Source organism: Arthrobacter sp. zg-Y238, from assembly GCF_024385525.1.
In the GTDB taxonomy this organism is placed as follows: Bacteria; Actinomycetota; Actinomycetes; order Actinomycetales; family Micrococcaceae; genus Arthrobacter_B; species Arthrobacter_B jinronghuae.
In genome coordinates this window covers 357,944-381,227 of sequence record NZ_JANFLU010000011.1, presented here as the reverse complement: position 1 = coordinate 381,227, position 23,284 = coordinate 357,944, and the positions used below count along the sequence as shown (strand labels likewise).

23 protein-coding genes and 1 pseudogene are annotated in these 23,284 nt (G+C 64.5%); 11 read left to right on the top strand and 13 right to left on the bottom strand.

Features of this window, described 5'->3' with window-relative positions:
* Positions 1-101 precede the first annotated feature (101 nt).
* On the top strand, positions 102-1,190 hold the full coding sequence (locus NNX38_RS13530; protein ID WP_255798477.1) for a Gfo/Idh/MocA family protein: 1,089 nt from the start codon (positions 102-104) through the stop codon (positions 1,188-1,190).
* Positions 1,191-1,284: 94 nt separating this feature from the next.
* Here the strand turns inward: NNX38_RS13530 and NNX38_RS13525 are convergent, their stop codons facing one another.
* From NNX38_RS13525 to NNX38_RS13515, 3 genes are read right to left on the bottom strand one after another with little or no spacing between them, the layout of a single operon-like run.
* Entirely contained in the window at positions 1,285-1,914 is a 630-nt protein-coding gene (locus tag NNX38_RS13525; protein WP_255798476.1) for a DUF3618 domain-containing protein, read from the bottom strand.
* Positions 1,911-2,336 (bottom strand): phage holin family protein, encoded by a 426-nt coding sequence (locus NNX38_RS13520; RefSeq protein WP_229952527.1) that lies wholly within the window; start codon positions 2,334-2,336, stop codon positions 1,911-1,913. The genes NNX38_RS13525 and NNX38_RS13520 overlap by 4 nt, the downstream gene beginning before the upstream one ends.
* Entirely contained in the window at positions 2,336-3,106 is a 771-nt protein-coding gene (locus NNX38_RS13515; RefSeq protein ID WP_255798475.1) for a hypothetical protein, read from the bottom strand. Before NNX38_RS13515 ends, NNX38_RS13520 begins: the two co-directional genes overlap by 1 nt.
* A 230-nt stretch (positions 3,107-3,336) precedes the next feature.
* Here NNX38_RS13515 and NNX38_RS13510 point away from each other — a divergent pair, with 230 nt between their 5' ends.
* From NNX38_RS13510 to NNX38_RS13500, 3 genes and pseudogenes are all read left to right on the top strand, one after another.
* Positions 3,337-3,876, top strand: a complete 540-nt coding sequence (locus tag NNX38_RS13510; protein WP_255798474.1) for a hypothetical protein — start codon at positions 3,337-3,339, stop codon at positions 3,874-3,876.
* A 6-nt stretch (positions 3,877-3,882) separates the two neighbouring features.
* On the top strand, positions 3,883-5,352 hold the full coding sequence (locus NNX38_RS13505) for a glutamate--cysteine ligase (protein WP_255798473.1): 1,470 nt from the start codon (positions 3,883-3,885) through the stop codon (positions 5,350-5,352).
* Positions 5,353-5,534: 182 nt separating this feature from the next.
* Positions 5,535-5,927, top strand: a pseudogene (locus NNX38_RS13500) (Hsp20/alpha crystallin family protein); the annotation flags it as partial.
* A gap of 371 nt (positions 5,928-6,298) precedes the next feature.
* Here the strand turns inward: NNX38_RS13500 and NNX38_RS13495 are convergent.
* From NNX38_RS13495 to NNX38_RS13480, 4 genes are all read right to left on the bottom strand, one after another.
* Positions 6,299-7,261 (bottom strand): bile acid:sodium symporter family protein, encoded by a 963-nt coding sequence (locus NNX38_RS13495; protein WP_255798472.1) that lies wholly within the window; start codon positions 7,259-7,261, stop codon positions 6,299-6,301.
* A gap of 128 nt (positions 7,262-7,389) precedes the next feature.
* Entirely contained in the window at positions 7,390-8,625 is a 1,236-nt protein-coding gene (locus NNX38_RS13490) for an NADP-dependent isocitrate dehydrogenase (RefSeq protein WP_227924196.1), read from the bottom strand.
* 162 nt (positions 8,626-8,787) lie between these two features.
* A complete protein-coding gene (gene purH, locus NNX38_RS13485) occupies positions 8,788-10,401 on the bottom strand; it encodes a bifunctional phosphoribosylaminoimidazolecarboxamide formyltransferase/IMP cyclohydrolase (protein WP_255798471.1) in 1,614 nt (537 codons plus the stop codon).
* Positions 10,402-10,649: 248 nt separating this feature from the next.
* Positions 10,650-10,895 carry a DUF559 domain-containing protein gene (locus NNX38_RS13480; RefSeq protein ID WP_255798470.1) on the bottom strand — a complete coding sequence of 82 codons (246 nt, stop codon included), beginning with the start codon at positions 10,893-10,895 and terminating at the stop codon, positions 10,650-10,652.
* 117 nt (positions 10,896-11,012) lie between these two features.
* Here NNX38_RS13480 and NNX38_RS13475 point away from each other — a divergent pair, with 117 nt between their 5' ends.
* The gene (locus NNX38_RS13475; protein ID WP_255798469.1) at positions 11,013-12,365 is read left to right on the top strand and encodes an MFS transporter; all 1,353 of its coding nucleotides are present in this window, start codon (positions 11,013-11,015) and stop codon (positions 12,363-12,365) included.
* Between the two features lie 7 nt (positions 12,366-12,372).
* Here the strand turns inward: NNX38_RS13475 and purN are convergent, their stop codons facing one another.
* On the bottom strand, positions 12,373-12,951 hold the full coding sequence (gene purN / locus NNX38_RS13470; protein ID WP_255798468.1) for a phosphoribosylglycinamide formyltransferase: 579 nt from the start codon (positions 12,949-12,951) through the stop codon (positions 12,373-12,375).
* 40 nt (positions 12,952-12,991) lie between these two features.
* Here purN and NNX38_RS13465 point away from each other — a divergent pair, with 40 nt between their 5' ends.
* A complete protein-coding gene (locus NNX38_RS13465) occupies positions 12,992-13,423 on the top strand; it encodes a hypothetical protein (RefSeq protein ID WP_255798467.1) in 432 nt (143 codons plus the stop codon).
* On the opposite strand, the gene NNX38_RS13460 is transcribed toward NNX38_RS13465, so the two are convergent.
* Positions 13,420-14,670, bottom strand: a complete 1,251-nt coding sequence (locus tag NNX38_RS13460) for a DUF6350 family protein (RefSeq protein ID WP_255798652.1) — start codon at positions 14,668-14,670, stop codon at positions 13,420-13,422. The genes NNX38_RS13465 and NNX38_RS13460 overlap by 4 nt on opposite strands.
* Before the next feature lie 116 nt (positions 14,671-14,786).
* A complete protein-coding gene (locus NNX38_RS13455; protein ID WP_255798466.1) occupies positions 14,787-15,533 on the bottom strand; it encodes a sulfite exporter TauE/SafE family protein in 747 nt (248 codons plus the stop codon).
* Between the two features lie 22 nt (positions 15,534-15,555).
* Between NNX38_RS13455 and NNX38_RS13450 the strand changes: the two genes are divergently transcribed.
* The 3 genes from NNX38_RS13450 to NNX38_RS13440 all read left to right on the top strand — a co-directional run bounded on the left by NNX38_RS13450 (position 15,556) and on the right by NNX38_RS13440 (position 17,631).
* Positions 15,556-16,191 carry a DUF1684 domain-containing protein gene (locus NNX38_RS13450; protein ID WP_255798465.1) on the top strand — a complete coding sequence of 212 codons (636 nt, stop codon included), beginning with the start codon at positions 15,556-15,558 and terminating at the stop codon, positions 16,189-16,191.
* Between the two features lie 66 nt (positions 16,192-16,257).
* Positions 16,258-16,815, top strand: a complete 558-nt coding sequence (locus NNX38_RS13445) for a GNAT family N-acetyltransferase (protein WP_255798464.1) — start codon at positions 16,258-16,260, stop codon at positions 16,813-16,815.
* A gap of 12 nt (positions 16,816-16,827) precedes the next feature.
* Positions 16,828-17,631, top strand: a complete 804-nt coding sequence (locus NNX38_RS13440) for an MSMEG_6728 family protein (protein ID WP_255798463.1) — start codon at positions 16,828-16,830, stop codon at positions 17,629-17,631.
* A gap of 708 nt (positions 17,632-18,339) precedes the next feature.
* Here NNX38_RS13440 and NNX38_RS13435 read toward each other — a convergent pair.
* Complete coding sequence (locus tag NNX38_RS13435; protein ID WP_255798462.1) at positions 18,340-18,981, bottom strand: hypothetical protein; 642 nt, start codon at positions 18,979-18,981, stop codon at positions 18,340-18,342.
* Between the two features lie 248 nt (positions 18,982-19,229).
* Positions 19,230-19,907, bottom strand: a complete 678-nt coding sequence (locus NNX38_RS13430; protein WP_255798461.1) for a DUF6318 family protein — start codon at positions 19,905-19,907, stop codon at positions 19,230-19,232.
* 203 nt (positions 19,908-20,110) lie between these two features.
* On the opposite strand from NNX38_RS13430, the gene NNX38_RS13425 reads away from it, so the two are divergent.
* Positions 20,111-20,698: a GNAT family N-acetyltransferase gene (locus NNX38_RS13425; protein WP_255798460.1), complete on the top strand. Its 588-nt coding sequence runs from the start codon at positions 20,111-20,113 to the stop codon at positions 20,696-20,698.
* Between the two features lie 60 nt (positions 20,699-20,758).
* On the opposite strand, the gene NNX38_RS13420 is transcribed toward NNX38_RS13425, so the two are convergent.
* Positions 20,759-21,409 carry a hypothetical protein gene (locus NNX38_RS13420; RefSeq protein ID WP_255798459.1) on the bottom strand — a complete coding sequence of 217 codons (651 nt, stop codon included), beginning with the start codon at positions 21,407-21,409 and terminating at the stop codon, positions 20,759-20,761.
* A 331-nt stretch (positions 21,410-21,740) separates the two neighbouring features.
* Here NNX38_RS13420 and NNX38_RS13415 point away from each other — a divergent pair, with 331 nt between their 5' ends.
* Positions 21,741-23,234, top strand: coding sequence for a stealth family protein (locus tag NNX38_RS13415; RefSeq protein WP_370646447.1), 1,494 nt, complete (start codon positions 21,741-21,743; stop codon positions 23,232-23,234).
* The last annotated feature ends 50 nt before the right edge of the window (positions 23,235-23,284 follow it).

Sequence of the window (23,284 nt, the reverse complement as noted above, 5' to 3'; positions counted from 1 at the left end):
CGCACTTGGAGCCGCACGGACTCGAAGTCCACCCCTAGGCCCCGGCAGGCTGCAACCATAGAGTAGGGGTACTCCCTGCAACGACGCGGAAGACGAGGACCATGACTGCCGTTCAACACATACCCACACCCCCCTGTGTCCAGCCGGGAGCTCCAAGTCCCGTCCAGTCCACGGGACGCACCCTGCGCTGGGGCGTAGTGGCCACCGGAAATATCGCTGAGCGTGTCACTGAAGACATCGCCCGGTTGGAGGATGCCGTCCTCCAGGCGGTCAGTTCCCGCCGGCAGGCCACGGCCGAGGAGTTCGCCTCCCGCTTCGGCTTCGCCAGCAGCTACTTCGACGCCGACGATGTCTCGGGCTATGACCGGCTCTTTGCCGATCCCGAAGTGGACGTCGTCTACATCGCCTCCCCGCACGCCCAGCACTATCGGATAGCCCGGCGTGCGCTGGAGGCCGGCAAACACGTGCTGTGCGAAAAGTCGCTGACCATCAATGCCCGCGAAACCGAGGACCTGATCGAGCTGGCGCGGTCCCGCAACCTGTTCCTCATGGAAGCGGTCTGGACCCGTTTCCTGCCCTGCATCAACCGGATCTGGGAACTCATTGCCTCGGGTGAACTCGGGGACATCAACTGGGTGCAGGCAGACCTGGGTTTCCCGGCAGCGTATGACCCGGCCAGCAGGCTCTGGGATCCGGCGGCTGGCGGAGGAGCACTGCTGGACCTGACCGTCTATCCGCTCACCTTTGCCCTGGGTGCGCTCGGCTACCCCGAGACGGTTCACGCGGTCGGCAGCATTAACGCCGACGGCGTGGACACGCAGAACGCTTTGACGCTCGGCTACGCGTCCGGCGGCCTGGCACAGCTGACCTCGTCACTGGTTTCCTCCTCCCCGCGGACTGCGGTCATTTCCGGCACCAGGGGCTGGCTCCGCACCGGTTCACCCCTGCATAACCCGGTGGAACTGACCATCGTGCCGCATGACGGAGAGGCCCGGGTGGAGCGGTTCCCGCAGGTCGGCAACGGCTACGCGTACGAGCTGCGGGAGGTGACCCGGTGCATCCAGGCGGGGCTGGTGGAAAGCCCCACCATGACCTGGGCGGATTCCCTGCGGACCATGCGGCTCTTTGACACCGTACGGGCGCAGATCGGTGTCCTGTATGCCAATGACAAGGACGCTGTCCCCCGCTGACCGGCCCCTGGGGCCGTAGCGGCTGAGGACACGAAAAACGACGGCGGTGCCGCTCCTTTGCAGGTGCGGCACCGCCGTCGTTTTTAGCGTTCTGCTAGGCGTTCTTCACGTTCTGCGGGGCTTCGGTAGCGGAATCCTTGACGTCGGAAGCAGCTGCCTGGCCTTCGGACTTCACGTTCTGCGCGGCGTCCGTGGCAGTGGCCTTGATGTTCTCGACCGCTTCCTGAGCCGGTTCCTTGAGGCCCTCGGCCATTTGCTTGGCTGCCCCGGCCAGTTCGTCGGTCATCGGCTGCGCGGCGGTCTTGATGTTGTCGGCAGCGACGCGCTCCTTGTCGCTGGTGGGGATCAGCGTTGCTGCGAGCAGACCGGCGCCGAAGGCAATCAGGCCTGCTGCAATGGGGTTGCCCTGCGCCTGGCCTGCGAGCTTCGCCGGTGCACCCTGGACAGCGGAGCCGGCGGCGGACATGCCGTCCGAAACACTGCCGCCCATGTCGGAAACGCTGCCGCCGATGTTGCTGCCGGTATTGCTTGCGCTGTTACCTACTGAATCGGCCACACCCATCACCTTGTCCTTCACTCCGAATACCTTGTCCTTCATCTTGTCCGTCTGGCGCTGGACGATGTGGGAGGGAGTTACCTTGTCCGCCACTGCGTCCACGTTGGTGCCTAGGCGCCGGCGGGTTGCTTCGATGTCGGCGCGGATCTCATCGGGGTTTTCACTCATCGTGTTTCCTCGCTTGGTTTCATGGTCTGGGGGATCTCCTGCAGTGTCTCGGACGTCTGCGGCATGCCCTTGATCTTCTTCATTTCCTTGCGTCCACGTGATGCCAGGACGGCGGCAACGATGGCCCAGAGAACCGCCACGATCACTGCGGACCAGCCGAAGCCGATCGCCGTCGTGCCCAGTGCGTACCACAGGGCGATAGAGAGGAAGAGGAGTACGAAGTACCCTGCGACGGCCGCGCCGGCGAACATTCCGGCGCCCGTGCCTGCGCGGGTTGCGGACTGCTTAAGTTCGACCTTCGCCAGCTCCACTTCCTGACGCATGAGGGTGGACATGTCCTGCGTCACCTGGCCGAGCAGATCGCCCAGGGACGTGGATTCAGCCTTAGCCTGCGCTGGTGTGGGAGGGAGTTCGGTGCTCATCAGTGCCGACCACCGCTGTAGGGATCAGCTGCCGGAACGCCGGTGGAGGGGGTGGGCGGAAGAGTCTGCGCCGACGCGGGACCCGTACCGGGCTGGCGGACCGGTTCGGTGCCGAACGGATCGTTGGTCCCGGTGGTGCCAACCGTGGGGTTGGCCGCCGGGGCCGCCGGGACAGGCGTCACGGGAGGCACGGGCGGTGCCACGTGCTGGCCGGCGGATCCGGTTGCGCCCTGACTCGGGAGGCCTGCACTCAGGCCCTTGTTCAGGCGGCCGGCCAGGAAACCGGCTCCGGCTGCGAGAGCCAGGAAGGCAACGGGACGCTGGCGGGCAAAGCCCTTGACCTCATTCAGCAGGGATCCCGGATCACGGCCGTCAAGCCAGGTGGCAGCAGAGGATGCACGGCTGGCTGCTTCACCCACGAGATCGGTGGCTACACCGGACTGGCCGGACTGAGCCATGGAGTGCAGCTCGTCAGCCATCGAGCGGAGACCTTCGGCCACCTTCTGCTGCTGGGTACCAGCCTGCTCGGTGAGATCGGAACGGGCCTGGGTAAACAGGTCCTTGGCGTTGGTCTTTACTTCGGAGGCGACGCCCGCTGCTTCAGACTTGGCGGTGTCCGCTACCTGAGCGGCATTACCCTTGGCCTGCTGGGCGAGGTCACCTGCCTGCTGCTTGGCGGCGTCGGCCTTCGCTGCGGCCGTGGAATCGTTGGTGCTTCCGGCCGGGGATGCTGCATGGCTTCCGTCACGCGGAGTGAAGTTCTCTGTCATCATCGCTCTCTTTCGTCATTGCAACTGCTGATCAAGATCGGATGGTCCGTAACTCGATAATAAGCACACTTAGTTACGAATGTGTAGCGTGTTAGGATTGTAAGCGCCCTTGCTATTGGATTCTGTGCGTGGTTTTCTTTTTGCACCGATCAGAAGAGCCTGCGGGCCCGCTTCCTGCCGAATAATCCGGCTGGACGACCCCTTGGCCCACAACGCACAGGAGCATCACAGTGGCGGCAAACCTAATAGCACGATCTGTCCATGACCTCACGGCAGCGGCTTGGTTCGGTGGTTCCCTGATGGGCGCCGTCGGGCTTAACGGAGCCACCGCGAAGGCCAAGGACCCCACTGAGAGAGCGCGGTTGTCCGCCCTTGGCTGGAAAAAATGGGCCCCTGTGCAGGCCGGGGCAATCGGACTGCACTTCCTCGCCGGACTCGCACTCATCGGCGACAACAAAACCCGGGTTTCCCAGCAGGAGGGGGTTGGCCCACTCACCGTATACAAGACGGCGGTTACGGCACTGGCAGCCGTCGTCACGCTTTATTCGGGGATCCTCGGTGGAAAGGTCGGCAAGCTCTCGGAACAGGGCAGCCAAGGGGCCACGGAGCCCCATGAGGGAGCGTCAAAGGAACTGAAGTCGGCCCAGCGCCAACTGAAGGTCCTGCAGTGGAGCATCCCCGTGCTTTCGGGGGCGGTGATTGTGATGGGTGCCCAGCACGGGGAAATGCAACGGCCCGCCAATGTTCTCAAGGGCCTGAAAAAGAAGTAACGGGCCATGGGCGCAGAAGTTACGAGCAGGACTTTCAGCCGGGCGCAGCGCACGGCCTACCGGCAGCGCTTGCTGGAAAACCTGGACCACTTCGCTCACTTCCTTTCCACCGCGCAGTTTGCGGACACGGCCAGCATTGGCCTGGAACTGGAACTGAACCTGACCAACCGCGACTTCTCCCCCGCCCTCCGCAACAAGGCTGTCCTTGACCGCATCGCCGATCCGGCCTTCCAGACCGAGATCGGCGCCTTCAACATCGAGATGAACCACCCCGCAATGTCGGTGGCGCAGTTTGGGTTGAAGGAGCTCGAGGACAGCCTGCGGACGCAGCTCAACCGCGCCGATGAGCGTGCCGCCCAGGAAGCGGCGGACATCATGATGGTGGGCATCCTCCCCACCCTCACCCCCCGCTTCATGGACGGATGGGACTGGCTCAGCAGCGGGCAGCGTTATGCGGCCTTGAACACGTCAGTCCTCCAGGCCCGGGGAGAAGACGTCCTCCTGGATCTGTCAGGCCCGGAGCCGCTGTCCTTCTACGCACAGAATATCGCGCCGGAGGCTGCATGCACGTCGGTCCAGCTGCATCTGGAAGTCTCGCCCGACCAGTTTGCGCCCGCCTGGAATGCGGCGCAGATGATTGCCGCCCCGCAGGTTGCCCTTGCCGCCAATTCGCCCATCTTTATGGAACACGTGCTCTGGCATGAGACCAGGATTGAACTCTTCAAGCAGGCCATCGACACCCGACCGCCGGAAATGCGCAATCAAGGCGTACGCCCCCGAGTCTGGTTCGGGGAAAGGTGGATTACGTCGATCTTCGATCTCTTCGAGGAGAACGTACGCTACTTCCCCGCACTGCTTCCGGAGCTCTCCGGCAACGGAACGGAAGCCACAGCGTTCGGTGCGCCGCTGCTGCCCGAGCTGCGCCTCCACAACGGCACGGTCTACCGCTGGAACCGGCCGATCTATGACCCCGGCAGCGGCACACCCAACCTGCGCCTGGAGAACCGGGTGCTGCCGGCCGGCCCGTCCGTCCTGGACGTGGTCGCCAACGCGGCGTTCTATTACGGTCTCGTGGAGTATCTCCGCACGGCAGACCGGCCGCTGTGGAGCCGCATCGCCTTCAAGACGGCGTCGGACAACTTCCTGGCCTGTGCCCGGCACGGACTGGAGGCGGCTGTGTACTGGCCGGGCATCGGCGAGATTCCGGTGGCTGAGCTGATTGTGCGCCACCTGATTCCGCAGGCCGCCGAGGGGCTGCGGGAACTGAAAGTGGATTCTTCCCTGATCGACCGCTACCTGAACGTGGTGTCCGAGCGTGCCCGCACGGAGCAGAACGGCGCAGCATGGCAGATCGCCACACTGCGCCGCCTCGAGGGTGCCGGAATGCCCCGGTCGGCGGCACTGGGCGAGCTCTCCCGGCTTTATTGGGAGAACATGCACACCAATGCTGCCGTCCATTCCTGGCCGCTCGGCTGACCGACTAAAACCGGGCGCCTGCGGGTAAAATCGGACGTCGAACCTAGCACTCAAAAGTGCCGAGTGCTAGCGTGAATTTCATCGTTGAGTCACGACGACTCAACCTTTATCGACCCTTTTCCTACAACGGCATTCCAATCACCGGTGCCCGGCGGGTACCGGCGCAACAGGAGTTGATGACAATGGCGATGAAGTTTGATCCTTTCCGTGAGCTTGACCGGATGGCAGGCGCTCTTCTTGATCCCCGGCAGCGGTTGCGGCTTATGCCGATAGACCTCTACCGCGAGGGCGACCACTACATCCTCAACGCGGATCTGCCGGGTATCGACCCCGGTTCAGTGGACGTGGACGTTGACGGCCAGTTGCTGACCATCAGGGCCGAGCGGACCATCCACACCACCGAGGGGGTTACCTGGCTGAACCGTGAACGGGAAAGCGGGACCTTCCTGCGCCAACTGAATCTTGGCCAGGGCATTGATATTGACTCGATCTCCGCGAAGTACGAGAACGGTGTGCTGAGCGTCTTCATTCCGGTGAGCGAACGGTCGAAGCCGCGCAAGATCGAGGTGTCAGCCACCTACAAGGACGGTTCCACGATTTCCGGGCAGTCTTCATCGGAGCCTGCTTCGGTCTCGTCCAGCAGCGGCTCGGGTTCCAGCGGCTCCGGTTCCGGCTCATCCGGTTCCGGCTCGCCGGGCTCGTTCGGCCAACCCGGCGGTTCGGGATCATCCGGTTCGGGATCATCCGGTTCCGGCGGGCACTCTTCCTCCGGCGATCAGGGCGCAGGCATCTAGCCGCAGCGAGACCAGCGGAACCAGCGAGACCAGCGGAACCAGCGAGACCAGCGGAACCAGCGCAGGCCCCGGACAGCATGTCCGGGGCCTGCACTGTGTCACTGGGGGTCACTGGGGGTTCTGGCTGGGTTCGGCGGGGTGCTGCGGGAGAATCAAGCAGAGGGCCGGCGCTGCCAGATGGCCGCCATCAAGGCACCGCTGACGTTGTGCCAGACCGAGAAGACCGCTGCGGGCAGGGCGGCTTCGGGAGCGAAGTACTGCTTAGCCAGTCCCGCGGCCAGCCCGGAGTTCTGCATGCCCACTTCAATGGCCATGGTACGGCGGGAGGCAACCGGTTGCCGGAACAGTTTCGCCGCACCGTAGCCGAGGGCCAGGCCCAACCCGTTGTGCAGCACCACCGCCAGCAGGATCAGCCAGCCCGCGGTAAAGATGGCTTCGGCGCTGCCCGACACCACGGCAATAACCACGAAGGTAATAGCCAGCACCGAAATCCAGGGCAGGACGGGCAGCACCCGGTCCACCAGCCGGGGCACCAGATACCGGATGGCCAGGCCCAGCACCACCGGGATCAACACAATCTGCACGATGGACCAAGCCATCGACCCCGCGTCCACCGCCATGTACCGGCCGGCGAGCCACAGCGCGAGGATCGGGGTCAGCAGGGGCGCAAGAAGAGTGGAAACCGACGTCATGGCGACAGAGAGGGCTACGTTGCCGCGGGCCAGGTACGTCACCACGTTCGACGCCGTGCCGCCGGGTGCGCAGCCCACCAGGATCACGCCGGCCGCGAGTTCAGGGCTGAGCTGCAGGGCCCAGGCGATACCGAAACCGAGCAGCGGCATGATCACGTACTGCGCCACCACTCCCAGCAGGACGGGCAGCGGCTGCCGGACCACCAGAGCAAAATCCGGCAGGGTCAGGGTCAGGCCCATCCCGAACATAATGAGCATCAGCCCGGGGTTGATGTAGCCGGACAGGCCGGTGAACGGCTCCGGGAAGAACAGGGCCACCGCTCCCCCGGCAACAATCAGCAGCGGGAAAACGGTCACCGCTATGCGGGCGCTTCGCTCTTCGGCGCTCTTCGCGGCGGGCTGCGCTGTGGTGGAGTTCGACATCCCCACATGGTGGCACCGCCCGTGCGGCTGCGCTAGTTGTTACGCGTGTGCTTAACAAGGAAGGAAACGACGACGGCGCGCCGCCCCGGTAAGGGGGCAGCGCGCCGTCGTCGTTGGTGCAGTGATGCTTAGGCTGCAACCTCGGCGCCCAGGCGGGCCTTGAGGTTCTCGTCCAGTGCGGCGAGGAACTCTTCCGTGGTCAGGTAGGCCTGGTCGGGGCCGACCAGCAGTGCCAGGTCCTTGGTCATCTTGCCGGATTCGACCGTCTTGATGACAACGTCTTCAAGGGTCTCGGCGAAGTTGATGACCTCGGGGGTGTTGTCCAGCTTGCCGCGGTGCATCAGGCCACGGGTCCACGCGAAGATCGAGGCGATCGGGTTCGTGGAGGTGGGCTTGCCCTGCTGGTGCTGGCGGTAGTGGCGGGTAACCGTACCGTGTGCAGCTTCGGCCTCGACGGTCTGGCCGTCCGGGGTCATCAGCACGGAGGTCATCAGGCCCAGCGAACCGAAGCCCTGTGCCACGGTGTCGGACTGGACGTCGCCGTCGTAGTTCTTGCAGGCCCAGACGTAGCCGCCTTCCCACTTCATCGCGGAGGCAACCATGTCATCGATCAGGCGGTGCTCGTAAGTGAGGCCGGCTGCTTCGAACTGGTCCTTGAACTCGGCGTCGAAGACTTCCTGGAACAGGTCCTTGAACTGGCCGTCGTAGGCCTTCAGGATCGTGTTCTTGGTGGAGAGGTACACCGGGTAGTTACGCTGCAGGCCGTAGGCGAAGGAAGCGCGCGCGAAGTCCTTGATGGAATCGTTGAAGTTGTACATACCCATGGCGACGCCGCCATCTTCGTTGTACGTAACAACCTGCTGCTTGATTTCTTCGCTGCCGTCGGCCGGCGTGTAGGTCAGCGTCAGGGTACCGGCACCGGGAACCTTGAAGTTCGTGGCCTTGTACTGGTCGCCGTGGGCGTGGCGGCCGATGATGATCGGCTTGTTCCAGCCCGGGACCAGGCGCGGGATGTTGGAGATGATGATCGGTTCGCGGAAGACCACGCCGCCGAGGATGTTGCGGATGGTTCCGTTGGGGGAAACCCACATCTTCTTCAGGCCGAATTCCTCGACGCGTGCTTCGTCGGGGGTGATCGTGGCGCACTTGACGCCCACGCCGTGTTCCTTGATGGCGTTGGCGGCGTCGATGGTGACCTGGTCATCGGTCGCATCGCGGTTCTGGATGGAGAGGTCGTAGTACTTCAGGTCGACGTCCAGGTACGGGTTGATCAGGCGATCCTTGATGAACTGCCAGATGATGCGCGTCATCTCGTCGCCGTCGAGCTCTACTACAGAGCCCACAACCTTAATTTTCTCAGCCACACGATCTCCTTGTGTGTTGGTGGGCACCGGAGCATGTCTTGTGGCATGACGGAACCCGTCTTTTTGGCTTTTATTTGAGTTCAACTATGCCACAGCCCACTATCCGTGCCCTAAACAGCAAGGCGGCGCATACCTGCACCGCCTTGCCGTTCCAGGCAGACTTCAGTGGAAGAAGTGGCGCGCACCAGTGAAGTACATGGTGATGCCGGCCGCCGCTGCGGCTTCAATGACTTCGTTGTCGCGGACCGATCCCCCCGGCTGTACCACCGCACGGACGCCGGCGTCGGCCAGGATCTGCAGGCCGTCCGCAAAGGGGAAGAACGCATCGGACGCGGCTACCGACCCGCTGGCCCGTTCCTCGCCGGGACCGCCGAGCGTATTGGCACGTTCGACGGCGAGCCGGCAGGAATCGACCCGGTTGACCTGCCCCATGCCCACGCCCACCGAGGCTCCGTCCTTCGCCAGCAGGATGGCGTTGGACTTGGCTGCACGCACGGCGGACCACGCGAAGGCCAGATCGGCCAGCGTTGCTTCATCCGCAGCCTCCCCCGCCGCCAGGGTCCAGTTCGCGGGGTCATCGCCCTCGGCCTGCAGCCGGTCCGTCTTCTGCACCAGAACGCCTCCGGACACCTGCCGGAATTCAGTGTCATTGCGCCAGTAGCCGTCCGGCAGCGCCAGCAGGCGGATGTTCTTTTTCGCCGAGAGGATCTCCACGGCTTCCGGCTCGAAGTCAGGGGCAATCACTACCTCCGTGAAAATCTCCTTCACGGTCCGGGCCATGCCGGCTGTGACCGTCCTGTTGGCGGCAATCACTCCGCCGAAGGCCGAAACCGGGTCGCAGGCATGGGCCTTGGCGTGCGCGTCCGCGATGGGGTCCGCGGCACCGGGGGAAGCCACGGCGATACCGCACGGGTTGGCATGCTTGACGACGGCGACTGCCGGTTCCGTGAAATCGAAGGCTGCGCGCAGGGCGGCGTCTGCGTCCACGTAGTTGTTGTAGGACATGGCCTTCCCGTGCAGCTGGTCGGCCTGGGCGACCCCGGGCCGGGCGCCCTTGTCCACGTAAAGCGCGGCGTCCTGGTGCGGGTTTTCGCCGTAGCGCAGCACCTCGGCCCGTTCCAGGGACAGACCGGTGTAGGCCGGCCATTTGGTGCCGTCTTCGGTGCCGTCGCCGAACTGCTCTGCCGTCCATGTGGCAACGGCCGTGTCATAGGCAGCGGTATGCGCGAACGCTTCGGCGGCCAGCCGGCGCCGCTCTGCCAGGGCGAATCCGCCTTCGGCTGCCGCCGTGACGACGTCGGAGTACTTGTTGGGATCCACCACCACGGCCACCGAGGGGTGATTCTTCGCCGCGGCGCGGACCATGGAAGGGCCGCCAATGTCGATCTGTTCCACCACTTCGTCCTGGCCGGCGCCGGAGCGGACGGTCTCCACGAACGGGTAGAGGTTCACCACCACCAGGTCGAAGGGTTCAATCTCCATTTCCTCCAGCTGGGCTACGTGGTCCTCGCGGCGGCGGTCGGCGAGGATACCGGCATGTACCCGCGGGTGCAGCGTCTTGACGCGTCCGTCCAGGCATTCCTTGAAGCCGGTGACTTCCGCGACCTCGGTTACGGAGACGCCCGCTGCGGCAATCTGCTTTGCGGTGGAACCGGTGGAGACAATGCTGACGCCGGCTGCCGCGAGGCCCTGCGCAAGCTCTGTCAGGCCCGTCTTGTTGTAGACCGAGATCAGGGCCCGGCGGATAGGAACACGGTCAAGGACGGGATTGCTCACTGCTGACACTCCAAGTGGTCGATGATCGGTGCGCAGGCCGTGCGGCCCACGAGAAGTTTATGCCTTCGCTTCCCGTCGGTCCCGGGACGGAGGTAACAACCTGTCGCGGGGGCCGTTTCCTGCCCGTTCCCGGGATCGAAAGAGCAATAGTTACCAATCACGCCATCGAAAGAGCACTAGTTACCGATTTCCCTTCCTAAAACGGTAACTACTGCCTTTTCGGTGTTCTGCCACCGGCGCGAGACCGGTTACAGAGGCTGTCCGGGCCGCCACCCACGGGCCAGCAGGACGGCGCGGACTTTCCCCGCCGTGCCTGCTTCGTTCTCCGGGCGCAGATGCTTCTTGCTGAATCGCAGCACCACCCACCCCAACTGGCGGAGCCGATCATCCCGCTCGATATCCCGATGCCACTGATCAGGATCCAGCAAGTGGTGTTCCCCTTCGTATTCAAGAGCAATTCGCAGCCGCCGGTACTGCAGGTCATGCTCAGCCATGGCCCCATCCTCCCGGACACCGAAAGCAGTTTCTGCGCTATCCACAGGGGCGGGCACCTAGCCCTGTATTGTTCTCCCCGAACCCGAGCACCTCCCCTCCGAAAGGCCCCGAACCACATGTCCGTCACTAATGTCCTGCCCACCGGAGACCAGGTGGTCCAGAACCTGCCCTGGCGGTGGAAGGTTCAGGGCAAAATCTTCCTCATCGGCGGCCTGGGCTTTATGTTCGATGCCTGGGACGTAACGCTGAACGGCGTCCTGATTCCCCTGCTCTCCAAGGAATGGGCGCTGGCCCCGGCGCAAGCGGCCTGGATTGGAACAGCCAACCTGCTCGGCATGGCGATCGGCGCCTTCGTCTGGGGTTCCATTGCCGATGCGATCGGCCGGAAGCGTGCCTTTTCCGCCACCCTGCTGGTGTTCTCAATCTTTACGGTGCTGGGCGCCTTCTCCCCTGACATCGTCTGGTTCTGCATCTTCCGTTTCATGGCCGGCTTCGGGTTGGGCGGCTGCGTTCCGGTGGACTATGCACTGGTGGGTGAGTTCACTCCCAAGAAACAGCGAGGGAGGGTGCTGACCGCCATGGACGGCTGGTGGCCCGTCGGCGCCGCGTTATGCGGTGTCACCTCGGCGGCCATCATCGCCACCTTCGCGGATTGGCGCTACACCATGCTGATCATGGTGATCCCTGCGCTCCTGGTCTTCTGGGTGCGGCGCTCGGTCCCCGAGTCTCCGCTTTATCTGGTCCGCAAGGGCCGCACCTCGGAAGCCTCCGCTGTCATCGATGACCTGGTCCGCCGAACCGGCGGGACGCAGACCGAATGGCACCTGCCTGAACCGCAGGCCCCTGAGAAGCTGTCCCTGCGCACCATGGGCACCCAGCTCACGGACCTCTGGCGGTTCAGCGCGAAGACCACTATTGCCGCCTGGTCCCTGTTCCTGACTATCCTGCTGGTCTATTACCTGGCCCTGCAGTGGATGCCGAAAATCCTCGTGGACGCCGGGTTCGCCGAACACCGCGCGTTCCTCACCACCTCGGGGATGGCCGCCGTCGGCCTGCTGGGAGTCATCGTGGCGGCGCTGCTCGTGGAAAAGGTCGGCCGGAAATGGATCCTGGCGATCACCGGTCCGCTGTCGGCTGCCATCCTGGTGGTGGTCGCCCTGGTGGTGGATGTCCCCGCTGCAGCCACGATACTGCTGCTGGTGTACGGATTTGTGGTGCAGGTGGCCATTCCCGTGCTCTATGCCTACGTCTCGGAGCTTTACCCCACCAACCTGCGCGGCAGCGGTTTCGGCTGGGCGTCCACCGTTTCCCGGATCGGTGCCGGGTTCGGTCCGCTGATCTTCGTGTCGGTGCTCTGGCCCTATCTGGGACTGCCGATGTCCTTCGCACTGGCCGGGGTCCTGGTCCTGCTGGCCGTACTGTGGATGGCCCGGTTCGCGCCCGAGACGAAGGGCGCCGCACTGGACTAGCCGCTGGTTAGAGCGCGGGCAGGCCCTCGCGGCTGATCCGGTCCAGCGTTTCGATCAGCAGCCGCCGTTCCTGCACCTTGATGCGTTCGTGCAGCGTTTCCTCAGTGTCGCCGTCGAGCACTTCGACGGCGGCCTGGGCGAGAATCGGCCCGGTGTCCACGCCGGCGTCGGCCAGATGAACCGTGCAGCCGGTGACCTTCACACCGTACGCAAGCGCGTCACGGACGCCGTGCGCCCCGGGGAAGGACGGCAGCAACGCCGGGTGCGTGTTCAGGTAGCGTCCCTCGAAGGTGTCGATGAAATGCTCGTCCACTATCCGCATGAATCCGGAGGACAGGACCAGATCCGGCTCATACGAGGCAACCTTCTCCGTGAGTGCCCGGTTCCAGTCCGCCCGCACCGGGTACTCCCGGAAGGGGACCACGAAGGTGGGGTAGCCGGCGTCGGCGGCGCGCTGGACCCCGAAGGTTCCGGGCCGGTCCGAGCCGACGGCGGCAATCTCCACGTCCAGCCTGCCGTCGCGGACGGCGTCGAGCACCGCCTGGAGGTTGGATCCGGTGCCGGACACGAGGACTACGATGCGCATGCGTCCACCATAGGACGCGGCGTCCCCTACGCTTAAACCCATGACCGACGGCACTCAGCACCAGACCAAGACCCTGCCCGCGCCCGACAGCCGCCACCCCGCGCCCTCGGACGAGCAAAAACGCAACGCGTTTCAGTATGTAGTTCTGTTCTGGCTACTGATGTTCGCCACACTGCTGAGCAGCAACCTGGTTCTGCCGTGGAAGCTGATCCCGCTTGCGCTGGGGATCGCCGCACTGGTGGTGGGGATCATCGCCGTGATCAAGCTGGCCAGGCGCCGGATGGGGCCGCTGATGCCGATACTGGTGTCGCTGAGCCTGGTCATCACGGCCCTCACGACCTTGGGGCTGGCCGGAATGACCTTGCTCTGGGATGAGACCATGACCTACGAATCCTGCATGCGCTCCGCCCTCACCCTCGACGGAGTGGAAGCCTGCGAGGCCGAATACCTGCCGTTCCAGCAGATCCGCTAGGCGTCCGGCTTGGGCTCGCGCTCCAGCCACGGGCCTACTGCGTAACCAAGTACGACGCCGATCCCTACTTCCGCGGCCACCCACAGCCCCAGACACAGCGGGTCCGATCCCAGACTCACGAAGCGTCCGATGCCAAGGGAGCCGAGCGCCAGCCACGCAGCGCCGGCGGCCAGCAGCCCGGACACCAGACCGACGATCACCCCGAGTACAAGCGTGGAGACGGGTGCGGTGAACCAGCGGGCGCGGATCTTGATGGAAAGCCACTCGTCGAAGTGGTTTTCGCCTTCCCGGAGGAACCACCAGCCCGCCAGGATCCCGGCCATCACCGGGATCAGCAGTGCCGCGTAGCCGTATTCCATATTTCCCACAGGCAAAGCTGCCAGCACCGGCAGCGCGGGCAGCGGACCGACGGTGGTTTCCAGCGGACTGATCATGCTTCCGGTTCCCAGCGAGAAGCCTGCACCCGACGCCCAGCCCAGAGTCCAGACCACGAAGTTCGGCATCAGCCCCAGCTCCACCACAGTGAGCACGGCACCGCCCAGCGCACCGGCGTCGAGCCGCTCGTAGACGGACGCGATCTCGGCCCAGTTCATTGCCAGGGCCACCACGAGCAGCACGGATGAGAGACCCAGTGCGGCGAGCGTGCCCACCGCGCCGGCGCGCAGCGCCGCCCACATGTATGAACCCGCCCAGCGGGAATGCTGGCTGGTGCGGGCAATCCAATCGGTCAGGTCCATGCCGATCAGCCGCACCCAGGAACCGGCCTCTATCCGGGCACCCACAATGAGCCCCGCTCCTGCAGCGATCAGCGGCACCAGTGCACCTGCCGTCACGGAAATCCGCACGCCTTCGGTACTGCAGAAGTACGCCGCTGCGGCACCGATCAGCGCATAGGTACCCATTGCGCCCAGCAGCGCCTGCCAGAGCTGGTCCGTGTAGGAGGCCCGGGCAAGCCGCCGGCCGGCCCGCCAGGACAGGAAGAACGGAATCAGCGTCAGTCCCAGCGGAAAGAAGGAGAGGAGCCCGGAGGCGGGTGCCTCTCCCAGTTCGCCGGCCGGGAAGCTTAGCGACATCGGCACGCCGTGGATCAGCAACCACGCCTGGCCACCCAAGCGAGCCAGGGAGGTGAAGTCTCGATCCGTAAAGCCATTGGCAAACCACACGCCTATGAGCGGCAGGAGGACCAGCAGGGCTGAAAGCACCGCAGCCTGACCCAACTCGAGGGTTCCCTGCAACCAGAGTGGCATGGGCGGCACACCCGGCTTCTTCGGCCGCAATAAAATTTTCATCGTTTCTATCGTGCCATCCGGCCCCGCGCAGCCCGTTGAGGCGCCGGCGTGAGTCGGGTAACTCCGGCCGGGCCCTAGAGGTCGACCAGGCCCTTGACCAGTGCCGTTGCTGCGCCGATGAACGCAATAATGATCACGGCCAGCCGGGCCTGGTCATCGCGGATGTAGCGCTGCAGCTTCTCCCCGACGAAGATCCCGCCCACAATCATGAGCCCGATCAACGCCCACGCCCAGGACTGGAACGGCGGCATCTGTCCCGGATCCAGCAGCAGCTTGGACGTCAGGGTGACCATAGCGGTCGTGACGAAGAACGGCTGCAGCGTGGCGGCGAACGGGCGTTGCGGCCAACGGGCCAGCAACGCATACACGCTTACCGCGGGACCGCCGACGCCGGCCATCGCGTTCGTGATCCCGGAAGCGAAACCCGCCACGGCTTTCGGGACATTGCCGGTCAGCACCACGGAGGTGCGCTGCAGGAGCAGTGAGATGCTCAGCGCCACGAGGACGACGGCGCCCACCGTCACGGCCAGGGGCGCTGCAGGCAGGTACACCGCGGCTGCTGACGCCGGCACGCTGGCAATGACCGCGGGGACGGCCAGCCACCGGTACATCGACCAGTCCACGTCACGCCAGACGCGGAACATGATCAACAGCGAAGAGACCAGTCCGCAGATGTTCACCATCAGCACTCCCCCGTGGGAGCCGAGGATGATCACCAGGAAGGGTGAAATCAGGAGCGCAAAGCCCAGGCCGGCGATCCGCTGGGCGATCGCGCCGATAAAGATGGCGACGAGCACCACTATGAGGAGTCCGGTAGTCACTCGAACACACTACGCTGGACGAATGGTATCTCCCGTCACAGCCCTTGCCACCGCCGATTGGCGTCGTAATACGTTCGCCCTCTACGAGCAGGCGCGGCGCGCCGCGGAGGGCATTTCGGCGTCGCACTCCCATGCTTTGTGGGCCACCGGACGGGACCGGCTCTTCGGCACCCACCCGGCGTCGCCCCTTCCCGAAGACACGCGGCGCCGCTTCCGCGGGCTGCGTACGGCCCGCTACGATCCGGCGTTCCGGTTCGAGGCAGTAATTGACGACGCCGGCGCCGGCGAGAAGATGGAGGTCGCTACGGGGACGGACGGCGTGGTGCCGTTCACCCGGCTCGGCACAGTCTCCGCCGACGGCGTAGGCAGCCTGGCCGTCTGGCATCTGGACTCCTATGGCGGCGGAATCTTCATTCCGGTGCGCGATGCGACGTCCGGCGTCGACGGCGGCAGCTACGGAGGCGGGCGGTACCTGCTGGACACCATAAAGGGTGCGAACCTCGGGACGGGCGATCTTCCCGGCAGTCTGATCCTGGATTTCAACTTCCTCTACAACCCGTCCTGCGCCTATGACGAGGCATGGGCTTGCCCGCTTCCGGGTCCGGACAACACCGTGGACGCCGCCCTGCAGGTGGGCGAGCTGTACGCGAGGTACTGATTCGGGGAACCCTGCCGGGTTACGCGGGCGGGCCGGTCCGGCGTTCCCCGTGCCTATGCTGGAAGGGTGCAAGCTTCCATTTCATCCGCAACGCTTGAAGATGTTCCCGGGCTTGCCGATCTGGCTGCCGTCACCTTTCCGCTGGCCTGTCCGCCTGAGGTAACCCCGGCGGACAGCGCGGCGTTTGTCGCGGCGAATCTTTCCGCGGAGCGTTTCGCCGGCTATCTCGGCGACGAGACCTGCCGTGTGCTCGTCGCCCGGACGGAGGGCCGGCTAAGCGGTTACTGTCTGCTGGTGCTGGCGCCGCCGTCGGATCCGGATGTGGTGGAGGCGCTGGCGTCGAGGCGGGCGATGCAGCCCTCGGCCGAGCTGAGCAAGTTCTACCTGCATCCGACTGCGCACGGAAGCGGTCTTGCCGGGCAGCTGGTGGAAGCTGCCGCTAGGGCGGCTGAGTCCGCGGGCGCCCGGTCTATGTGGCTGGGCGTGAACAACCGGAATGTTCGGGCGCAGTCCTTTTACCGCAAATCCGGGTTCCAAACCGTCGGACGCCGGTCCTTCCAAGTGGGAGTCCATACTTTCCGGGACCTGATCATGGTCCGGCAGCTCGGCGCCGGCGGGCAGTGACAGACTAGGCCCGTGCAGACCTTCCTTCCGTATCCGAGCTTCGCCCGCAGCGCCGCCGTCCTGGACCAGGCGCGGCTGGGCAAGCAGCGGGTGGAAACCCTGCAGTTATTGCGCGGGCTGGTGGTTCCCGATTACGGCTGGCAGCGCCACCCCGCCCTCCTGATGTGGAAGGGATTCGTGCCGGCGCTCACCGCCTACGGGCTGGCGATGACGGATGAGTGGATTGCCCGCGGACACGCCGACACCGTCCGGGAACAGATCCTGGAGTTCGCTCCGGAGGCTGCGGAAGCCTCGGAGGCCGACGTCGACCTTCCCGCCTGGATCGGGAACGAAGAGCTGCACCGCAGTCACCGCTCCAACCTGATCGAGAAGTCTCCGGACGTGTACGGACCGCTGTTTCCGGATACCGATGCCGGGCTGCCCTATGTCTGGCCCTCCCCTGCCGACGTTCCGGATCCTGTTGACCCTGGCCCGGATGAAGGACTGTGGGTGGTGCGTGCAGTCCCCGACGGCGATGCTGCCGCCATCGTGCTGCCGATGCTTTCCGCCAAGGGCACCCCCATCACCGGTAAGAAAGGCCGGCAGTTGCTGCGGTTGCTGGAGGACATGGACGACGGCGACCAGGTGGCTGTCCTTTCTCCAGCTGACCGGACCCGCCTGCTTCTTGGCCGAGCCGGGCCAGTGGAGCTCACGAACGATACAGCGGTGCGGCAGGTAAAGCTGAACGGGGAAATTTCCCGGGCAGCGTTCTCCTACCCTGCGGTTCTCCAGGATCCCCGGACACTGTTTGCGGTGCCGCGCCCGGAATCGGTCTAGCCGCTGTCATCTGTTGGGTCCGCCATGCACGTACCTTCATGGTCGCGGTGGTGACGACTTCCACTTCGCCATCCTTGTCCGGATCATCCCTGCGGTTTGTCCGAATCCCCGCACCTCGTCCGGATCCCCCTGCGGTTGTCCCAATCCCCGCACCTTGTCCGGATCCCCCCTGCGCTTTGTCCCAATCCCCCTGCGGTTTGTCCGAATCCCCGCACGTTGTCCGGATCCCCCCTGCGCTTTGTCCCAATCCCCCTGCGGTTTGTCCGAATCCCCGCACCTTGTCCGGATCCACCCTGCGGTTTGTCCGAATCCCCGCACGTTGTCCGGATCCCCGCACCTTGTCCGGATCCACCCTGCGCTTTGTCCGAATCCCCGCACGTTGTCCGGATCCCCCCTGCGGTTTGTCCGAATCCCCGCACCTTGTCCGGATCCCCGCGCTGCGCGGCGCAGGGATTGTCACAAACCGTAGGGATTCCGACAAATCGAAGGATTTCCGGGCCCGGCGCCCGGAGCTCACGCGATTCGCGGCCCGCCGGGGCAGACTGCTCGGCATGGACAGGCAAGAAGAGCCCGACTATGTGCCGCACCGCTCTGCCGGGCCGGTACCGGCTGATCGCTGTCACACTCCGGGCTGCTTGTCGCTCCACGAGCCCCACTTCACCGGCTTGAAACCGTAGTTCGCAGACTGATACCAGCCTGTGCGCCAGGCTAACATCCGACGCCGCTAGGGTTCACCAGGCAGTTGTCGGCGACGCTGCGGGTTTCCGCCCGCCAGACGCTCAGGGTCTGGGGTTCGGAGGACACCGCTGCCCGGCCATCGATGGGAATCATCGGCCCCCCGTTCACGGAATAGGTTCCGGAGAAATGCACAGTGGCACCCACTTGGTAATCGCCGCTGGCCGTGTATTTGTGGCTGGTCTGGGTCTGCTCGCCCCACCGACCCTGGATCAACGGGGCTCCCGGGACACTGGTGGGCCCGTAGGCCGTGCCGTCCCCGTAGTTCAGTTCGAACTCGGTGGGCGTGGCGACAATCCGGACCGTCTGTTCCAGCAGGACCATTTCAAAGACCTGCTCCGAGGCCTCGACGTAAACGTTGGTTTCCATCCCTATCAAGGTGTGCGGACTGGGCTGCAGGACCAGTTTCCCTGCTGCTATCGGCCGCTCCTGAAACGCTGTGAGGATCTGCCCCTGGATCTGCTCGCCGATGTCGACCGGCTCTTCGGAGTAGATGCAGGACGGGGTTTCATCGACTAGTGACCAAGTGTTCGAGTCGGTTCCCTTTAGGCCGGAGTACCAGTAGACCAATCTCCCGTCCTCGCCGGCTGTGCAAGCGGCCTGATTGGCTGCCAAACAGCCGACGTCTCCTTCCAGATCATCAAAGCACACAGGCTCGAAATAGTACCCGTTGGGGTCATCAGGGATCCCAACTTGGATCTGCGTCCAGACACCGCTTCCTGGGTGCTGATGGTAGGCAGACCCAATCACAGAATCGCCGCCGTTCCAGCCCCCGCCTGCATCAGCCGCGTACAACACTGAAGCAGTGGATAGAGCGACGCAGAAAGACGCAGCTCCTATAGACGCGATCCCCCGATGTGCCCTCATTTTGGTGGACTTTGGATCGTTACAACCTTGTCTGCATACCAGCTATTACCCGTGTGGGTTGCCTCGATCATTTGGACTCCGAAGGACTCAGCCCCTGGGTACTCGTTATAGAGCCCTGCGGGGCCGTAGTACATGAGTGTCTCCTGCCTTTCGCGGATAAGGACCTGGAAGCGGCCGTCCGGCGTCAGCACGAAGTCGGAGTGGACACCTTGCACTTCGATTTGGCCTCCCACGATCCAGTCATCGTTTTCATACCCTTTACCCACCATTAGGTAGAAAGTGTCACAGACGGCACAGTCCGGGCCGCTGATCGCGCGGATCGGTTCCACGTCTCCGGTCTCGAAGCCGTAATTCACCAGGTCGTACCAGTACCGGGCAAAGGCCTCGAGCCCTTCCTTCGACTCAACCTTCGCCTCCTCGGGCATCACCGGCAGCGGAACGTTCTCCGCCGGTCCCTCAGCCGACGCCGGCTTGTACTTGGCGCTGGGAGTGGGGGTCGGCGTCGGCGTTTCGGAAGCTGTGGCAGCCGCACTCGAAGGCGACTCCCCCGCTCCGGAATCCCCTGAATCGCCCGCCGCTCCGGAACACGCCGTCAGGAACAGCAACGGGACCGCAACCGCGGCGGTCGCGACCTTCAACCGCACAGCAGGACGGAGCACTTCAGTTCTACTCATTCGAAAACCCCCAACGCTGGGTGGGCCGAGAGACAAAGTCGGTTCGGCCATAGTAATCAGGCCGCTGCAGAGCCTAACGACTTATCCACAGGGCACCAGAGTGGCTCTAAGTAATCAGCTTGCTTATAAGTTCCGCATTTGGGAGTATCGTCTGGACGTGGTCCAGCAGCTGTCCACCCGGTCCTACCTCCGCGGAGCCTGCTGTGAACCCCCTGACCCCTACCGCCCCTGCGGCCGAGCCGACGCCAAACCTCGGTGCGCTCACCACTACGGATCTGCAGGAACGGGTTGCCTCTGCAGCCGATGACCTCGCCCGCAGCCCGAACAGTGAAACCAGGGAACGCTACCTCACCGTTCTGTCCGCTTTGGAAGGACGCGGTGATGCGAGCCGGGGCCGAGAACGTGCGCTCAAACCGCAAAGGGTGACACCGGACAATACGAGTGTTTACAACAACCACCTGCACGGCCGGTACGAACTCTTCATAGACGGCACCCTGGCGGCCTACCTCCGGTATGAAATGCACCGGGGAGAGCTCTGGGCCCTGCGGACGACGGTTGATCCGGATTACCGGCCCAGCAAAGTCCAGGCCCTGCTCATCGAGGAAGTCCTCACTGATTCCCTGCGCCGGCGTGTGGCGGTGTTGCCCTTCTGCCCGGAGACCCGGGAGCACCTTGCCGCCAAAAGGGAATTCCACAAGCTCGTGCCGCGCGAGCATTGGTCCCGTTTCACGCTCCGGCCGCCACGCAAGTCGCGACGGCGGCGCGCAGCTTCCGCCGACCCGGGCAAGTAAACCGGCCCGGGCATGTAAACCGCCGCGGGCAAGTAAACCGGGAGCCAGTGGACACCGCAGCTAATCCGCGTTGCGCAGTGACGTCAGCATCTCTCGAAGGTCCCGGTATTCCTGTGTTTCCCGGTACCGGGAAACACCTTCAAGGTATTCCTCCTGCGACACCCCGGAACTGGCCGCATACTCCCCCGCGAACCGTCCCCCGCTGGACTCGGTCAGCGTGAAGAAATCGAACAGCCCGCACTCCGGACTCTGCTGCTGTCCGCTCACCACGGCGTAGGTCGCCTGCGCTGCCAGGCCCCCGGACGGCGCTAGGGAACGGTAAACAAAACGCTGGTCAGACCCCTGTTTGGACTCCAACGCCGGCATCGGCACGCTCTCATACTCCACGTAGGACGCCGGTTCGGCGGGTTCGGAGCAGCTCAGGTCCGTGATGATGCCGGTGTCCAGCCGGGCAAGCACGCGGCCGCCGTCGTCGACCACTTCCAGGGACACCCCGCCTGCCGGATCATTGGCGCGAGCCGGAAGCTCCCGGATGTCCCAGCCGGACGGGTGCTCGAAGCGGAGACTGCTATCCGCCGTCGTATAGGTGGCCCATTGCGGGGCGGACGACGTCGGGCCCTCCTGCGGCGGAGCAGCACAGGATGAGATACTGGTGAGGAGCAATGCTGCCGCGAGCAGGCCACTGTTACGGGCGGTTATGTTACGGGCCATGGCTTTATGGGCGGTGCTGCCACGGGCGGTGTTACGGTATCCCACATCTACTCCCGGAATGTCCGTGTCCGAAGACAATGCTACTGGCGGCCCGCAGTTGAGCACATAGCGTTCGGAGCATCCCCGGCGCATCCGAAAGGACCCGCCGGACGCCCGGCAGCAGTTCCCGTGCAACGCAGCACTCATCAGCGCCTGCACTGTGGGCGCCTACCCGCCCTAGGAGGTTCCTATTACCGATACAGCTGCTGAACACGATATCTACTTCGGAGCCCCGGAACCGGATCTAGAACCGGAGACCCTGCTCGCCGCTTCCCCCGCGGTGCTCCAGCGAGTGGAACAACGAACCAATGTCGCCCTGGTCAAGGGCCGCCTGGCCCTCATGGATACAGGACTCACACCGCACGAGGCCATGGTCGAGGACCTGCTCTTCGTACGCCGTGTACTCGACGACGCCGGTGTGACCTACCTTCTGGTGCGCGGAAATGACCAGCGGCCGGTGATCGCGGTCGACCTCCGGATGCGCCAGCAGCTCCGGAAGGCGATGGTCGAGGCCTGCCGCGACGAACCGTTCTACGCCCGGACCGTCGATACCAAAAAGAGCCGCACCCTGCTGATCGCAGACGGCGACCTCTCCTCCATCGACAAGGCCCGGATCATCCGGGTGTACCGTCCGCGGGCGTTTACCGGCACCAACCTGCTGATTTCAAGCTCGGCCGGCGTGCAGATTGAACTATGGGACCTGGAGGGCGAGAACATCACCCTGCCCGTGGAGAACTCCCTGACCCGCCGCACCCTCCCGGCCAGCGAGGCGGTCCGCGGCACCGTGGAAAAGCACGGATTGGCTTGGCCGACCATCGAGAACATGTTCGCGGACCACGCCACGGACATCCGGTTCGACATCGATCTGGTGTTCTCCTGGGTGGACGGCAGTTCCCCCGAGTTCCAGGCCGCCCGTGCCGCCCGGATGAGCGGCGTCGTGGTGGGCGAAGGCGATGACCACGAGGCCCGGTTCCGGCAGATCAACGAATTGAAATACGCCCTTCGTTCGGTGCACATGTTCGCGCCCTGGATCCGCCGCATCTTCATTGCCTCGGACTCGCCGCGGCCGGACTGGCTGGCTGAGCATCCGTCCGTCACCTTCGTGCCGGCGTCGGAGCATTTCAAGGACCCGTCCGTGCTGCCCACGCACAACTCCCAGGCGGTCGAGGCCCAGCTGCAGCACATCCCGGGACTGGCGGAGCACTTCCTGTACTCCAATGACGACATGTTCTTTGGCCGTCCGGTTGCCCCGGACATGTTCTTCTCCCCCGGCGGGATCACCAAGTTCATCGAGGCCAGCACCCGGATTGGCCTGGGCGCCAACGATTCCGAGCGCAGCGGCTTCGAAAATGCTGCAAGGGTGAACCGGCGGCTGCTTTGGGAGCGCTTCGGCCGGGTCACCACCCGCCACCTGGAACACACGGCAGCTCCCCTGCGCCGCAGCGTCCTGCTGGAAATGGAGGAGGAATTCCCCGAGGAGTTCGCTGCCACGGCCGCGAGCACCTTCCGGGCCAAGGACAACATCTCCGTGACCAACTCGCTCTACCACTACTACGCGCTGCTCACCGGCCGGGCGGTCACGCAGGAGACAGCGAAGGTTCGGTACGTGGACACCACCAGCTATGCCGGTCTGAAGATGATGGACCGGCTGCTCGCCAAACGCCACAAGGACATGTTCTGCCTCAATGACGGAAGCTTCCCGGAAGTCCCCGCGGCGGAACGGGCCGAACGGGTGACGGAGTTTTTGGAAAAGTACTTCCCGGTCCGGGCACCTTGGGAAAAGTAGGGGATTAAACGACGACGGCGCGGAACGCACCAAAAGTGCGCCCGCGCCGT

Coding starts and splice junctions, on each gene's coding strand:
- NNX38_RS13525 (WP_255798476.1), bottom strand. CDS start 1,914: ATGAGTGAAAACCCCGATGAGATCCGCGCCGACATCGAAGCAACCCGC.
- NNX38_RS13530 (WP_255798477.1), top strand. CDS start 102: ATGACTGCCGTTCAACACATACCCACACCCCCCTGTGTCCAGCCGGGA.
- NNX38_RS13495 (WP_255798472.1), bottom strand. CDS start 7,261: ATGTCGAACTCCACCACAGCGCAGCCCGCCGCGAAGAGCGCCGAAGAG.
- purN (WP_255798468.1), bottom strand. CDS start 12,951: ATGCGCATCGTAGTCCTCGTGTCCGGCACCGGATCCAACCTCCAGGCG.
- NNX38_RS13515 (WP_255798475.1), bottom strand. CDS start 3,106: ATGACAGAGAACTTCACTCCGCGTGACGGAAGCCATGCAGCATCCCCG.
- NNX38_RS13475 (WP_255798469.1), top strand. CDS start 11,013: ATGTCCGTCACTAATGTCCTGCCCACCGGAGACCAGGTGGTCCAGAAC.
- NNX38_RS13505 (WP_255798473.1), top strand. CDS start 3,883: ATGGGCGCAGAAGTTACGAGCAGGACTTTCAGCCGGGCGCAGCGCACG.
- NNX38_RS13480 (WP_255798470.1), bottom strand. CDS start 10,895: ATGGCTGAGCATGACCTGCAGTACCGGCGGCTGCGAATTGCTCTTGAA.
- NNX38_RS13430 (WP_255798461.1), bottom strand. CDS start 19,907: ATGAGTAGAACTGAAGTGCTCCGTCCTGCTGTGCGGTTGAAGGTCGCG.
- NNX38_RS13420 (WP_255798459.1), bottom strand. CDS start 21,409: ATGGCCCGTAACATAACCGCCCGTAACAGTGGCCTGCTCGCGGCAGCA.
- NNX38_RS13520 (WP_229952527.1), bottom strand. CDS start 2,336: ATGAGCACCGAACTCCCTCCCACACCAGCGCAGGCTAAGGCTGAATCC.
- NNX38_RS13460 (WP_255798652.1), bottom strand. CDS start 14,670: ATGCCACTCTGGTTGCAGGGAACCCTCGAGTTGGGTCAGGCTGCGGTG.
- NNX38_RS13465 (WP_255798467.1), top strand. CDS start 12,992: ATGACCGACGGCACTCAGCACCAGACCAAGACCCTGCCCGCGCCCGAC.
- NNX38_RS13450 (WP_255798465.1), top strand. CDS start 15,556: ATGGTATCTCCCGTCACAGCCCTTGCCACCGCCGATTGGCGTCGTAAT.